Below are 13,658 nucleotides of genomic sequence, written 5' to 3'. Positions count from 1 at the left end.
GGGGCGGGTGGGTCACTCCGCCGCCGACCGTGCTGCTAGGAGCTTGCGGACCTGATCGCGGGGGAGGGCGGGGGAGCGGTGGCCGTCACGGCCGACCATGTCCTCATTGGCGGTGAGGGAGTTGAGCACGGCCTCCTCGACGGCTTGGACGGTGGCGGCGTAGAAGGGGTCGATCCGGCCCCAAGGTATGAAGCGGAGGGTGTCGAACTCGTCGGGACCGGGGGGCCGTCCGGGAAGTCGCTGCGCAGCGCGCCCTCGTTGGCTGTGGAGAAGGCGAGGAAGACGTCCCCGGAGAAGTGCCCCCGCTGGTGCCGGTGCGGCCGAGGCCGATCGACACCCGGCGGGCCATGGCCTTGCACTGGGCGGGCAGCAGCGGGGCGTCGGTGGCGACGACGACGATGACCGAACCGGAGCCGCCGGGCAGCGGGGCATCGGCTGCCCGGACGGAGGACATCGGGTTGTCGTCGCGCAGAGCGTCGCCCAGGTGGACGCCGGCAATGGTGAGTTCGGTGCGAACACCGAAGTTGGCCTGGACGAAGGCCCCGACCGTGTACTGGTGCGGGCCGTAGGCGACAACACGGGAGGCGGTGCCGGACCCGCCCTTGTACTGGTAGCAGTTCATGCCGGTACCGCCGCCGACCGAGCCCTCCTCGATCGGTCCCCGGGCCGCCGCGTCGAGGGCGTGCGCCGCGTGCAGCGGCTGGATGTGCGGGCCGTTGATGTCGTTGAGGTAGCCCGACCAGGTCTCGCCGACCACCGGCAGCAGCCACTTCTCGGCCAGTGCCGGGTAGTTGGCGCCGATCCAGTCGATCAGGCCACGGTGTACCAAGCCGACGCCGTGAGTGTCGGTGATGCCGACGGGCAGCGCCAGGGAACCGGTCTCCTCGATCCAGTGGGTGCCGGTCAGCTCTCCATTGCCGTTGAGCGAGTAGAAGCCGGCCGCGCAGGGAGAGCCGACGCCCTCCCGGCCGCGGGGCAGGATCGCGGTCACACCGGTGCGGACCGCCTCGCCCTTGATCAGTGTCGCGTAGCCGACCGCGACGCCCGGCACGTCGGTGATCGCGTTGTACGGCCCCGGCTCCCCGGCGAAGGGGATGCCGAGGGCCCGGGCGCGCTCCTTGCCTGAGGGGGTGCGCAGGTGGGGGGCGTGGCTCATGGGGCAGGGTCCTCCTCGGTGGGGTCGGGGATGCGATCAGGGGTGAGGCCGGGGCAGCCGGTCACTGCGCGGGCGTAGCCGAGGATCAGCGCCATGGCGCGGTCCAACATGCCGGGCGCGCGCCGGTAGATGATCCGGCTGGCGTAGGTGTCCTCCAGGGCGACCAGATTGGCGGCGACATCCTGGACCGGCTCTGCGATCCGGAAGTGGCCCTGAGCGCGGCCGACCTCCAGGACGCCGACGTAGACCCCGACCTGCCTGTCCGTCAGCCCCTCGGCGAGTGCGGCGCGCAGCGGGTTGTACGGCAGTTCGACACCCGTGCGGTAGAGCAGGCCGGTCAGCTGGTCCTCCGGTCCGTCCGGCAGGCCCATCCGGATGCAGGCGATCAGCTTGTCGCGTGCGTCGGCGTGGCGGGTGACCTCGTCGAGGCGCTGGGTGAAGTAGCGCTCGCCGGCCTCCCGGTAGACCTGCTCCAGCAGATCGTCGAGGTCCTTGAAGTAGTAGTGCACGGACCCCTTGGCCACCCCGGCGGCCTCGGCGATGTCCGCGACGCGGACCTTGCCAGGACCGTGCTCGCTGATCGCCTTCGCGGCGGCGGCGAGCAGCTCGGCCCGGCGGGCCGCCTGGTTCTTCTGTCGTGCCATGGTCACCAATCTTTGGCTAGTCGTCCAAATTAATCAATAGTTACCGCCAAATTCTTGACGGCTAGGTCCATGAAGCACTTGGCTGGGCGTCCAAAGAACCATGCCTCGCGCTCCTCCCCCGGGCTGCACCTTCAGCTAGGAGACCACTCAACATGATGCGCAACACCCGTGCGGTCAGCCTCACGGCCCTTGCAGCCTCCGCTGCCCTCGGTCTTACCGCCTGCGGCGGGGGCCCGGCTCCGCATCCGGCCGCTCGACCGACCGCGTCAAGGGCGGCACACTCACCTACTACGCGTCCTACGACTTCGACCACCTCGACCCGCAGCGGAACTACACGATCGCGGCGATGAACCTGGGCCACATCCTGTACCGGTCGCTGACCTACTGGGAGAAGCAGACCGACGGGTCGACCAAGCTCGTGGGCGACCTGTCCACGGACGCCGGCACGCCCTCGGACGACGCGAAGACCTGGACGTTCCATCTCAACAAGGGCATCAAGTGGCAGGACGGCACTGAGGTCACCAGCGCTGACGTCAAGTACGGCGTGGAGCGGTCCTTCGACCCGGACCTGGCGGGCGGCGCCACCTACGGCCAGCAATGGCTGGTCGGCGGCAACGGCTACAAGGGGCCCAAGCAGGGCGAGCTGGCCTCGATCCGGACGCCCGACCCCTACACGATCGTCTTCAAGCTGAACAGGTCCGTCTCCGACTTCAACCAGGCCACCGCCATCGGTACCTTCGCGGCTGTGCCCAAGGCCCACGACACCGGTGCCACCTACGACACCCACGTCTGGTCCGACGGCCCGTACATGATCGGGACCTATACCCGCGGCAAGGAGCTGACCCTGGTGCGCAACCCGCACTGGAGTGCCGGCACGGACAGGCTGCGCGAGCAGAATGTCGACAGGATCAACGTCAAGATCGGACTGGACGGCTCCGCCATCGACCAGCTGATGAAGACGGACGGTAGCGATGCGCACACCGCCGTCTCCGGCCAGACCGTGGCCAGCACCGACCTCCAGACCTTCTCCAGCGACCCCCAGCTCAGGTCGCGCTTCCACTCCATCGCTTCCTCTCCATCAACTACCTGGCGATCAACACCGCCACCGTCACCGATCTCAAGGTTCGCCAGGCGATCGGGTACGCGATCAACAAGCAGACCGTGCGCGGCGGCTTCGGCGGCTCGGCCTACGGCGACTACGCCACCACCTTCCTCAACCCGAAGATCCCTGGCCGCCTCGCCGCCGCCCCCTACGGTTCCGACCCCGCAGGCAACCAGGCCAAGGCCAAGCAGCTGCTCGCCGAGTCCGGCCAGAAGAACGTCACCCTCTCCCTTGCCGTCATGTCGGAGAAGGTCGGCGACGCCATCCACGACGCGCTGGCTCAGGTGGGCATCACGGTCAACGTGAAGAGGATCGACGCATCCACCTACTTCAGCAACATCGGCAACGTGTCCAACCACTACGACCTGATGTGGGCCGACTGGTTCGCCGACTACCCCTCCGGCTCGGCGGTGATCACCCCGCTGCTGTCCGCCCGTGTCATCACGCAGACCGGCAACTGGAACTTCGCGCAGCTCAACGACGCCGCTACGGAGAAGGAGATCGACCGTATCTCCACCCTCACCGACCCCGGCGCCGTCAGCGCCGCCTGGGGCAAGCTCGACGTCGACATCCTGACCCGCACTGCGGCCGTGGTCCCCCTGATCTACACGAAGATGAACTATCTCGAGGGTTCCAAGGTCGGCGGCCTGCAAGAGGACAACGTCATCGGCACGATGAACCTCGCCAAGGTCTATCTCAAGAAGTAACTCCTTTGCGCATCAGCGTAGTTGCCTGACCCGGCCGGAGCCCCGCCGGGCCCGGCCCGCCCCGCCCCACTCTGTCTGCGAAGGGCAGCACCGAACCATGACCCAGACCCAGCTCGCCTTCGAGGCGCAGGCGGAACCCGCCACGGCCGTCACCGGCCGCTCGCCGGCCCGACAGGCCTGGCTGCGGCTGAGGCGCGACCGCGCCTCGGCGGCCTCCTTCGTCGTGGCACTGCTCTTCATCCTCGCCGCGATGCTCGCCCCGGTCCTCTCCGCCGTCGAGGGCTGGGGTCCGGTGAGGGCCGACCTGCACGCCATCAACCCCGACCAGGGCAACTTCCCCGTCGGCGCTCTCGGCGGCATCAGCGGCTCGCACTGGCTCGGCGTCGAGCCCGGCACCGGCTACGACGTCTTCGCACGGCTGCTCTACGGCCTGCGTACCTCGCTGGTGGTGTCGCTGACCGCCGCCGTGTTCGCCACCGCACTCGGCGTTCTGGTCGGCCTGGCCGCCGGCTACTTCGGCGGCTGGGCGGACTCACTGCTCAACTGGGTGATGAACGTGATGCTGGCATTCCCGCAGCTCCTCTTCATCATCGCGCTGACCCCCGTGATCGCCAACGCCATCACCACCGACAGCCACGGATCGGTCAGCGAGTCCGCGCAGCTGGGCACCATCGTTGCAGTCATCGCCCTGTTCTCCTGGGCCTACCCGGCCCGGCTGGTCCGCGGTCAGGTGATCTCGCTGCGGCAGCGCGAGTTCGTCGACGCCGCCCAGGTGATGGGCGCCCGCTCCGGCCACATCCTGTTCAAGCAGCTGCTGCCCAACCTGTGGGCGCCGGTCCTGATCTCCTTCGCGCTGGCAGTGCCGGGCAACATCGCCACCGAGGCGGCGCTGTCCTTCCTCGGCGTCGGCGTCGTGCCGCCCAATCCGGACCTCGGCGGGATGCTCAACACGGCCACTCACTATTACCTCTACGACCTCACCTACATGGTGGTGCCGGGCGTTGCCCTGCTCGCGGTCGTGCTCTCCCTGAACCTGCTCGGTGACGGGGTGCGCGACGCGCTCGACCCGCGCGCGAACCGTGGCTGATCCCCGCCGATCCCGAGGCTGAACCATGACAAGCTACCTGATACGACGTCTGCTGAGCGCCCTTACCGTCATCGCGGTGGTCAGCGCCATCACCTTATTCATCTTCTTCGCCGTGCCCAGCGATCCCGCGGTCTTGGCCTGCGGCAAAGGCTGCACCCCCGACCGGATCGCGGAGATCCGCCACTCTCTCGGCCTGGACCGGGGCCTGCTCGTTCAGTTTGGCGAGTTCGCCAAGGGCCTGGTGGCCGGCCGGACCTTCGGCGACGGTTCCACCGCTGTCCACTGTTCCGCCCCCTGCCTCGGCATCAGCTACCACGACAACACCGACGTCTGGGACACGGTCTGGAGCCGTTTCCCGGTGGACCTCTCCCTCGCCCTCGGCTCCGCCCTCGCCTTCCTGCTGCTCGGCGTGGCCCTGGGCTTGGCTGCCGCCGTCCGCAAGGGAAAGCCCTTGGACAAGTTCGCCGTCGGACTCGCCCTCTTCGGTATCTCGACGCCCATCTACTTCATCGCGCTCGTCCTCCAGTACGTCTTCGTGGACAAGTGGCAGCTACTGCCCGCCGCCGGCTACACCCCCGTCACCGAAGACCCCGCCAGCTGGTTCACCGGCCTGCTGCTGCCCTGGGTTGCGTTGGTTGTGATCAACCTCGCCGCCTACGCCCGCTTCACGCGCTCCACCGCGTTGGAGGTTATGGGCGAGGACTACATCCGTACCGCCCGCGCCAAGGGCCTGCCCCGCCGCACGGTGACCCTCAAGCACACCCTGCGCGGGGCGATCACGCCGGTGGTCACCATCATCGGCATGGACTTCGGAGCGCTGCTCGGCGGCGCCGCCATCATCACCGAGTCCGCCTTCGGCCTGCCCGGCATCGGACAGCTCGCCGTGCAGTCCGTGCAGAACGTGGACCTGCCCGTGATCATGGGCACCACCCTGTTCGCCGCCACAGCGGTGGTGCTCGCCAACGTCGTCGTGGACGTGGTCTACGGCCTGATCGACCCGCGCGTCCGCCGAGCCTGACTGGCCGAAAGGCATCGAGAGGAAGTCCCCGTGTACCCCAACGCCTTTCTGGACGTGCGCGACCTGCGCGTGCACTTCCCCACCGACGACGGGGTGGTCAAATCCGTCGACGGCGTCTCCTTCACCCTTCAGAAGGGCCGTACCCTCGGCATCGTCGGCGAGTCGGGCTCCGGCAAGTCCGTCACCTCCTCGCCCTGCTCGGCCTGCACAAGGGCACGCGCGCCCTGGTCTCCGGCGAAGTCTGGCTCGGTGGCGATGAGATCGTCGCCCTGCCGGAGGCGCGGATGCGCGCACTGCGCGGCAGCCGTGTCGCCATGGTCTTCCAGGACCCGCTTTCGGCCCTGCACCCCTTCTTCACCGTCGGCGCCCAAATCGCCGAGGCCTATCGGGTGCATCACCCCGAGACCTCGAAGCGCCGGGCCCGGGAGCGTGCCGTGGAACTTCTCCAGCGGGTCGGCATTCCCCAGCCGCGCGGCGCGCCGCCGGCTACCCGCACGAGTTTTCCGGCGGCATGCGGCAGCGCGCTATGATCGCCATGGCGCTGGTCAACGACCCCGAACTGCTCATCGCCGACGAGCCCACCACCGCCCTTGACGTCACCGTGCAGGCGCAAATTCTCGACCTGATCGCGGACCTCCAGCAGGAGTTCGGCTCTGCCGTCGTCATCATCACCCACGACCTCGGAGTCGTCGCCGAGACCGCCGACGACATTCTGGTGATGTACGGCGGGCGCCGCGTCGAGTACGGACCGGCCCGCGAGGTACTCAAGAACTCGCAGCACCCCTATACCAGCGGCCTGCTGGCATCCATGCCACACCTGTCCGGCAACGTGGACGAGCCGCTGCACCCGATCGAGGGAACCCCGCCCAGCCTGATCCGCCTGCCTTCCGGGTGCGCCTTCCACCCGCGCTGCCCAGTGCGCGAGCAGGTCCCCCAGAACCTGTGCCGCAGTGACCGCCCTGAGCTTGTGCCGTTCGCCGAAGACCCTCGCCACCTGGCCGCCTGCCACCTCACGGCCCGCATCTCCCGGAGGACCGCATGAGCGACCTGCTCGAGGTCAGCAACCTGCACATGCACTTCCCGGTTCGTAGGAATCTGCTGATCCAGCGTCATTCCGAGGTCATACGGGCCGTGGACGGGGTGGACCTCCGCGTCGCCGCGGGGGAGTCCCTCGGCCTGGTCGGCGAGTCCGGCTGCGGCAAGTCCACCACGGGACGCCTCGTTACCCGACTGCTGGAGCCCACCGGCGGCAGCATCCGCTTCGACGGCGTGGACATCACCCACGCGTCGAAGTCCAAGCTGCGGGCCACCCGGCAGCACCTGCAGATGATCTTCCAGGATCCCTACAACTCGCTCAACCCCCGGCACACCGTCGGCACCCTGGTGGAGACCCCCATGGCGCTCAACGGCATCAACCCGCCGCAGGGGCGCAGGAAGCGCGTCCAGGAGCTGCTGGAGACCGTGGGCCTCAACCCCGAGCACTACAACCGCTACCCCAACGAGTTCTCCGGCGGCCAGCGCCAGCGGATCGGCATCGCTCGGGCGCTTGCCCTCCGGCCCAAGCTGATCGTCGCCGACGAGCCGGTCTCCGCCCTGGACGTCTCGATCCAGGCTCAGGTGGTCAACCTGCTTCAGCAACTGCAGCGCGACTTCGGCATCGCGTTCCTCTTCATCGCCCACGACCTCGCCGTCGTCCGGCACTTCTCACAACGGATCGCCGTCATGTACCTGGGCAAGGTTGTGGAGACCGGCGACCGCGAGGCTGTCCACTCCCGGCCCACGCACCCCTACACCCAGGCCCTCCTGTCCGCGGTCCCCGAACCGGATCCCGACGCGGCCCGCGGCCGCGAGCGCATCCGCCTCACCGGAGAGGTCCCCAGCCCCCTCGACCCACCCTCGGGCTGCCACTTTCGCACCCGATGCTGGAAGGCCACCGAGTTGTGCGCCGAGCAGGAACCGCCCCTGGTCCGGGTCGGAGGCGGCGACCCGGACCACCGCACCGCCTGCCACTTCCCCGACATCGGCAGCCGCCCGCTCGTCTGAAGACCGGGCAGTGGGACATCCCGGGCGCTGTGCAACGGGAACGGCCCCGCCTTCGCCCGCCGCACCATGGAACGGAGTAGGGCTTCCACGCCAACCCGCGGTCGCGCTGCCGCGCGTCGTGCGCCTGGACGCCGCCGGCACCGTACCGCAGCTGCTGCAACGGGGCCTTCGAACGTGCAGAGCCCGGCAACCCGCCACGACCTGACGCGCCGATGCTCCGGCCGGTCGCGCCGAGCAGACACGGTCAGGCCGAGGGTGACAACCCCTCGTTTCCGGTGACCACCTGGGCGAAGGTGAGCAGCCGCCGCTCCTCCTCCTCAGCGGTGATGCCGCCGACCAGCACCTCCATGGCGTAGCCGTCCTCAAGCGCGAGAAACGTGCGCGCGAGCTGGGGCGCGGGCACCGCGAGAGTGAACTCCCCGGTGTGCGCGCCCTGCTCCAGAGTTTCCTCATACAGGGCGGCCTGCCGGTCGAAGAAGTCCCGCTGGATGGAGTGCGCCGTCTCGTCGCGCAACGCCACCGGGAACAATTCGTACAGCAGCCGGCTGGTCTCCTCCGCGGTGCCCGGCCACACCACCCCCGAGGCCACACACGCCCTCAGCCTGGCGACGGCACCCTCCGCCTCACCGATTCGCCGCTCCCGCTCGGCGCAGTAGCGGTTGGCGCCGCGGGCGAAGACCTCGACGAAGAGGTCCTGCACGTCCGGGTAGTAGTAGAGGACCGACGCCGGGGTAACCTCCGCCTCCTGCGCGATGTCGCGGAGCTTGACCCGCGCCGCACCGCTCTCACGCAGTTGCTTGGCCGCCGCGGTGATCAGCTGGCTGCGGCGGGCTTCCTGGTTCTTGGGTCGGGACATGCCGACGATCGTGCCACACGGCACCTGTTCCCACGGGTACAGGGCATTGACGCTTCCCTCATCTATTAACTAAATTTGATTTAGCTTAAACGAGGCCGAGCGCAGGCTCCTCTCTACGGAAGCCCCTCCTGCCTCTTCCACTCTTCTTGCCTGTTCCTGCTCGATTGGCTGTGATCCCTCGTGTCCCGCCCCCTGCCGCTGATCCTTGCCCAGGCGCCCGGCCGCCTGGCCGACGACCTGGCGGGCTTCGCCGCCGACGTGGAGCGCCGCGTCAAACTGCGCACGCCCGGCGCGCTCGTTGTCTACCCCGAACTGCACCTTGCCGAGCGCTCGGCCGGTGTCGCTGCCGCACCCGAGGATGCCGCCGAGCCCGTCGACGGGCCCCGTGACGCCCTGTTCTCGCGGCTCGCCGGCGACCTCGGCATCTGGCTGGTGCCCGGCAGCGTCTACGAGCTCGGGGACGACGGCCTTGTGTACAACACCGCCCCGGTCTACTCGCCCGAAGGGAAGCGCCTGGCCGTATACCGCAAGGTCTTCCCTTGGCGTCCGTACGAGACGACGGTGCCCGGCGTCGAGTTCAAGGTCGTCGACCTGCCCGGCGTGGGCCGGATCGGTCTGTCGATCTGCTACGACACCTGGTTCCCGGAGGTCTCCCGGCATCTGGCCTGGATGGGTGCCGAGCTGATCGTCAACGTCGTCCGTACGTCGACCAGCGACCGCGCCCAGGAGGTCGTCCTCAATCGCGCGAACGCCATCGCCAACCAGGTCTTCGTCGCCAGCGTCAATGCCGCCGCCCCCTCGGGCGTCGGCCGCAGCCTGCTCGTCGACCCGCAGGGCACCGTCCGCTCCGAGGCCCCGGCCGACGGCGACCTCACCCTCACCGACGTGATCGACCTCGACGAGGTCGGCACCGTACGCCGCTACGGCACCGCCGGCCTGAACCGGATGTGGCAGCAGTGGCGCCCCGGCGACCAGAGCGTCTCGCTGCCGCTGTACGGCGGCAGCATCGACCCGAACACGTGGACCCCCGCCTCCCTCCGACAGGACACCAGCGATGAGTGAAGCCCAGACTTCCGCCCGCCTCAAGGGCGACCTGAGCCTGGGCTCGGTCATCCTGTTCGGCTTGGCGTATATATCGCCCGGAATCGTGGTCACGACGTTCGGTGTCATCGCCGCGACCAGCAACGGCGCGTCCCCGACTGCGTACGCCGTCGCCACCGTCGCGATGCTGCTGACGGGCCTGTCGTACGCGAAGATGTCGCGCATCGTGCCGGGCGCGGGGTCTGTCTACTCCTACGCCCGTAAGATGCTCGACAGCCGCATCGGGTTTCTCGCCGGATGGGCGATGCTGCTCGACTACTTCTTCATCCCCATGGTCGGCTGGCTGATCCAGGCGATCTACTTCCAGGCGCAGTTTCCGGCCGTGCCCAAGTGGGTCTGGCTGATTGTCGTCGTCGCCCTGACCACCGGCATCAACGCCTTCGGCATGAAACTTGCCAACCGCGTCAACAGGGTCCTGATGGCCGTCGCCATCGGTTCGCTGATCCTCTTCGCCGCGCTGTGCCTCGTCTATCTCGCAAGGCATGACACGGGCCCGGTCACCGACTCGCTCTGGAACTCGCACACCTCCATCGGCGCGATCACTTCGGCCGCCGCCATCGCCGCCTACTCCTTCCTCGGCTTCGACGCAGTGTCCACGCTCGGCGAGGAGACCAAAGACGGCGCCAAGACCGTCGGCCGCGGCATCATCGGCTGCGTCGTGGCTGCGGGCGCGATCTTCCTGGTCCTGTCCTTCTTGCTCCAACTCGTTCATCCTGGAGGAGAGTTCAAGAACGAGGACGCAGCCGCCTGGGACATCAAGCGGCTCATCGGCGGCGAGACGTACGCCAACATCGTCAACTTCATCTCCCTCGCGGGCGGCATCGCCAGCTGTATCGCCCTGCAGGCCTCCACGGCCCGCCTGATGTATGCGATGGGTCGCGACGGCGTGCTGCCGCGCCGAGTGTTCGGCAAGCTCTCCTTCGAGCTCGGCACGCCGGTCATGCCGCTCGTGCTCACCGCGGCGGGCGGTGTCATCGCGATGAAGCTGGACCTGGCCACGGCCACCTCCTTCATCAACTTCGGCGCCTTCCTCGGCTTCGCCTTGGTCAATATCTCCGTCATCGGCTACCTGGTGCGGGAGTGGAAGCAGAACAGGCGGCACAACCTGTTCACATTCCTCGTGTTGCCACTGGCCGGCGCTGCGGTCTCCGTCTATCTGCTCACGCAGCTCGGCCGCACGGCGCTGGAAATCGGTGGTGTGTGGCTGGCGATCGGCGTCGTCTACCTGGCCTTCCTCACGAAGGGCTTCCGGCGCCCCGCGCCCGAACTGATGATGGACACGCACGCAGACGCTCGGGCCGAGGACGCCGCGAAGGAGCCGACTTCGGTGGCGTGACCGTAGCCTCTCGTACGGCGCGGGGCCGGGGCCCTCTCACTTTGAGGCCCCGGTCCCCGCGCACCCCGGCAGGAGAGATCCCCGCGCTGTGGGTGACGTTCTCCCGGGCCAGGGCAGCCGATGGCCCGACAGTCCCGCACGCGTTCAGCCACGTGATCATCCTGACCGCCCAGCGCCACCCGACAGGGCGAGATCGATGACGGTGCTGTGGTCCGCGCAGGGCGTGCCCTTGGCGAAGATCGCGGAGGTGACGTTCACCAGCCCGGACCGGGTCCGGGGCGTGATCCACACCTTTGTGGAACAGGACGGGTGCGATGAACGACAGGCCCCAGGCGATGCGTGGGGCGCACAGCATCGGGGCGCTGCCCGGGTGTTGTTCGGGGCGGTGGGCGGTCGGGGGCCGAGGGCGGTGCCGACGCCGGTGGTGCGCGGCCGGCGTCCTTGTGAGGTAGGGCCAGTTGGAGCATCGAGCCGGGGTGGCCGGCGCCGGCGCTCAGGAAGGTGAGGGGCATGGCGATGGCGGTCGGCCAGCCGGCGAGGGTGGGGCGATGAACCGGCCGGTCACCCTCGTGGGGGTGTTGAACTGTCCGTTCGCCTTGGTGAGGGCTTCGGGTTGGACGATGGCGGGGAGCACCGTCTCGCTGCTGGTGGTGAACACGCTCTCGGACGGATGCGCCGAGGACCGCCCGGAAAGGCTGTGGGGAGAACCGCATCCGGCGGGCAGAAGGCCGCTGGTCGGTCTCGCGGCGTTGCTGTTGCGACCGATTGACCCGCAGACGGTGAAAGACATGGCCACGTGGACACCGGCCGTGAGGGGGATGGTGCTCCACCGCTGACCTTGGCGACGGGCAGGGGCTCGCCGGTGATCGTGGCCTGGCCGACGTCGCTCGCGCCGTCCAGGACACGGCCGTCGGCGCCGATCCGCTCGCCCGGGCGGACCAGTACGGTGTCGCCAACCTCGAGGGCCTCGGTCGGCACGGTCTCCTCGGCGCCGTCGTCGAGCAACCGGGTGGCGGTGGCGGGGGCGAGGTCGAGCAGGCCGTGCACCGAGTCCGCGGTGCGGGCGGTGGCGATCGCCTCCAGGGCGCCGGAGGTGGCGAAGATGACGATCAGCAGGGCGCCGTCCATCACCTGCCCGACCGCGGCGGCGCCCAAGGCGGCGACGATCATCAGCAGGTCGACGTCCAGCGTCTTCTCCCGCAGCGACTGCAGCCCGGCCCAGGCAGGCTCCCAGCCACCCGTGGCGTACGCGAGGGCGTACAGCGGCCCCCAGACCCAGGCCGGGGCGCCGGTCAGCTGGAGCGGCAGCGCGATCAGGAACAGCGCCGTCGAGGCCGCCGCCCAGCGGGCCTCGGGCAGCGCCACGATCCGCGTGCGCCGCCGCGGGGCGGCGCCGGCGGACGCGGCGGCCATCTCGGGCGCGGGCCGCTCGATCAGGGCGGAGGAAGGCATGGCAAGCGGACCCTTCGCTCAGGTCAGGGCAGAACGGACGACTCCGTCCAACATACAGGAACGTATGAACAGTCCTTCATGCGTCATCTGTAGTATTGGCCCATGGGTCATGGAGCCGCCTCCGAGAAGAACACCGCCCCGCGCATCCGCCTCGACGCGGACAATGCCGCCCGCGTGGCGACCACCCTGCAGGCTCTCGCGACGCCGTCCCGGCTGCTGATCCTCGCCCGCCTGCGCGAAGGGCCCTGCGCAGCCACCGAACTCGCCTACGCCGTCGGCATGGAACAGTCCGCCTGCTCCCACCAGCTGCGGCTCCTGCGCAACCTCGGCCTGGTCGTCGGCACCCGCCAGGGCCGCTCGGTGGTCTACGCGCTGTACGACAACCACGTCGCCGAACTCCTCGACCAGGCCGTCTACCACACCGAGCACCTGCGGCTCGGACTCAGCGACGCCGCCGGCGCCGAGGGCGCCGACCTCGCGGACGACCTGGCGGCTCAGCCGGCGCCCTGACCGGCCACCCGGGGCCGTCGGTCGTCCCACCAGTGGTCGCCGTGAGCGCCGGAGGTCCGGGTCCTCGACGTTGACGCGAGACGGCGGTGGCCACCCCGTCACGCCGGGGCGGCCACCGTTGCGGAGCGGGGCAAGGATCAGTGGCTGCCGGCGAGGTCGCCGCTGAGCCTGCCGTGGAGGCCGGCGCTGGGGTCGTTGAGCCCCGTGATCTCCACCGTCTTGCCGCGCTGGGCGTACTTGGTCTCGACGGCGTCGAGCTCCGTTCGCTTGCCAAGCCGCCCTGGCAGCCGCCCTCCTGGGCGTTCGGCGTCGTGCGGACTCTGCTGTACGCCTCCATCGCCTGGGCCGCGGGCCGGGCCCTGACCGCCGCGTCCGGCCGCGATCGGCGCGCTCTGGCGGTCTCCTCGGTGTCGACCTCTCGCTCAACGCTGCCTGGAACTGGCTGTGCTTCCAGTGCCGCAGCCCGGCGGCCGCTCTGGCGGGCAGTGCCCTGCTCGACCTCAGCAACGCCGACCTTGTCCGGCGCGCCGCCCGTACCAACCCCACCGCCGCCGCTCTGACTCCCTACGCCGCCTGGTGCGCCTTCGCCACCGCACTCAATGCCGACATCGCCCGCCGCAACTTGGGCTGATCGCACCTCCGGTGC

Annotated in this window: 12 protein-coding genes and 3 pseudogenes; 10 read left to right on the top strand and 5 right to left on the bottom strand. The window is 69.3% G+C overall.

Annotation, left to right across the window (positions count from 1 at the left end; genetic code table 11):
* Positions 1-12 precede the first annotated feature (12 nt).
* Genes ABEB13_RS00370 through ABEB13_RS00360 form a run of 3 tightly spaced genes read right to left on the bottom strand, consistent with a single transcriptional unit; the run spans position 13 to position 1,800 of the window.
* Entirely contained in the window at positions 13-174 is a 162-nt protein-coding gene (locus tag ABEB13_RS00370; protein ID WP_345709489.1) for a P1 family peptidase, read from the bottom strand.
* Positions 104-1,156 (bottom strand): P1 family peptidase, encoded by a 1,053-nt coding sequence (locus tag ABEB13_RS00365; RefSeq protein WP_345703718.1) that lies wholly within the window; start codon positions 1,154-1,156, stop codon positions 104-106. Before ABEB13_RS00365 ends, ABEB13_RS00370 begins: the two co-directional genes overlap by 71 nt.
* Entirely contained in the window at positions 1,153-1,800 is a 648-nt protein-coding gene (locus ABEB13_RS00360) for a TetR/AcrR family transcriptional regulator (RefSeq protein ID WP_345703717.1), read from the bottom strand. The genes ABEB13_RS00365 and ABEB13_RS00360 overlap by 4 nt, the downstream gene beginning before the upstream one ends.
* 346 nt (positions 1,801-2,146) lie before the next feature.
* On the opposite strand from ABEB13_RS00360, the pseudogene ABEB13_RS00355 reads away from it, so the two are divergent.
* From ABEB13_RS00355 to ABEB13_RS00330, 6 genes and pseudogenes are all read left to right on the top strand, one after another.
* Positions 2,147-2,752 (top strand): annotated as a pseudogene (locus tag ABEB13_RS00355) (ABC transporter substrate-binding protein); the annotation flags it as partial.
* A 125-nt stretch (positions 2,753-2,877) separates the two neighbouring features.
* Entirely contained in the window at positions 2,878-3,609 is a 732-nt protein-coding gene (locus ABEB13_RS00350; protein ID WP_345709488.1) for an ABC transporter substrate-binding protein, read from the top strand.
* Between the two features lie 97 nt (positions 3,610-3,706).
* On the top strand, positions 3,707-4,696 hold the full coding sequence (locus tag ABEB13_RS00345; RefSeq protein WP_345703716.1) for an ABC transporter permease: 990 nt from the start codon (positions 3,707-3,709) through the stop codon (positions 4,694-4,696).
* 25 nt (positions 4,697-4,721) lie between these two features.
* On the top strand, positions 4,722-5,714 hold the full coding sequence (locus ABEB13_RS00340) for an ABC transporter permease (protein ID WP_345703715.1): 993 nt from the start codon (positions 4,722-4,724) through the stop codon (positions 5,712-5,714).
* Positions 5,715-6,756, top strand: a pseudogene (locus ABEB13_RS00335) (ABC transporter ATP-binding protein).
* Positions 6,753-7,757 (top strand): ABC transporter ATP-binding protein, encoded by a 1,005-nt coding sequence (locus ABEB13_RS00330; protein ID WP_380231725.1) that lies wholly within the window; start codon positions 6,753-6,755, stop codon positions 7,755-7,757. Before ABEB13_RS00335 ends, ABEB13_RS00330 begins: the two are co-directional and overlap by 4 nt.
* Positions 7,758-8,001: 244 nt before the next feature.
* Here the strand turns inward: ABEB13_RS00330 and ABEB13_RS00325 are convergent, their stop codons facing one another.
* Positions 8,002-8,613, bottom strand: a complete 612-nt coding sequence (locus ABEB13_RS00325; RefSeq protein ID WP_345703714.1) for a TetR/AcrR family transcriptional regulator — start codon at positions 8,611-8,613, stop codon at positions 8,002-8,004.
* Between the two features lie 180 nt (positions 8,614-8,793).
* On the opposite strand from ABEB13_RS00325, the gene ABEB13_RS00320 reads away from it, so the two are divergent.
* Both ABEB13_RS00320 and ABEB13_RS00315 read left to right on the top strand, forming a co-directional pair.
* Complete coding sequence (locus tag ABEB13_RS00320; protein WP_345703713.1) at positions 8,794-9,675, top strand: carbon-nitrogen hydrolase family protein; 882 nt, start codon at positions 8,794-8,796, stop codon at positions 9,673-9,675.
* Complete coding sequence (locus ABEB13_RS00315) at positions 9,668-11,050, top strand: APC family permease (protein ID WP_345703712.1); 1,383 nt, start codon at positions 9,668-9,670, stop codon at positions 11,048-11,050. The genes ABEB13_RS00320 and ABEB13_RS00315 overlap by 8 nt, the downstream gene beginning before the upstream one ends.
* An 828-nt stretch (positions 11,051-11,878) precedes the next feature.
* Here the strand turns inward: ABEB13_RS00315 and ABEB13_RS00305 are convergent.
* Positions 11,879-12,463, bottom strand: a pseudogene (locus ABEB13_RS00305) (P-type ATPase actuator domain-containing protein); the annotation flags it as partial.
* Between the two features lie 141 nt (positions 12,464-12,604).
* Here ABEB13_RS00305 and ABEB13_RS00300 point away from each other — a divergent pair.
* Both ABEB13_RS00300 and ABEB13_RS00295 read left to right on the top strand, forming a co-directional pair.
* Entirely contained in the window at positions 12,605-13,012 is a 408-nt protein-coding gene (locus ABEB13_RS00300) for an ArsR/SmtB family transcription factor (RefSeq protein WP_345703711.1), read from the top strand.
* Positions 13,013-13,352: 340 nt separating this feature from the next.
* The gene (locus tag ABEB13_RS00295) at positions 13,353-13,643 is read left to right on the top strand and encodes a tryptophan-rich sensory protein (RefSeq protein ID WP_345709486.1); all 291 of its coding nucleotides are present in this window, start codon (positions 13,353-13,355) and stop codon (positions 13,641-13,643) included.
* Positions 13,644-13,658 lie beyond the last annotated feature (15 nt).

The organism is Kitasatospora paranensis, assembly GCF_039544005.1.
In the GTDB taxonomy this organism is placed as follows: Bacteria; Actinomycetota; Actinomycetes; order Streptomycetales; family Streptomycetaceae; genus Kitasatospora; species Kitasatospora paranensis.
The sequence above is the reverse complement of the archived record's forward strand: the minus strand, read 5'-3'. Positions and strand labels throughout refer to the sequence as shown.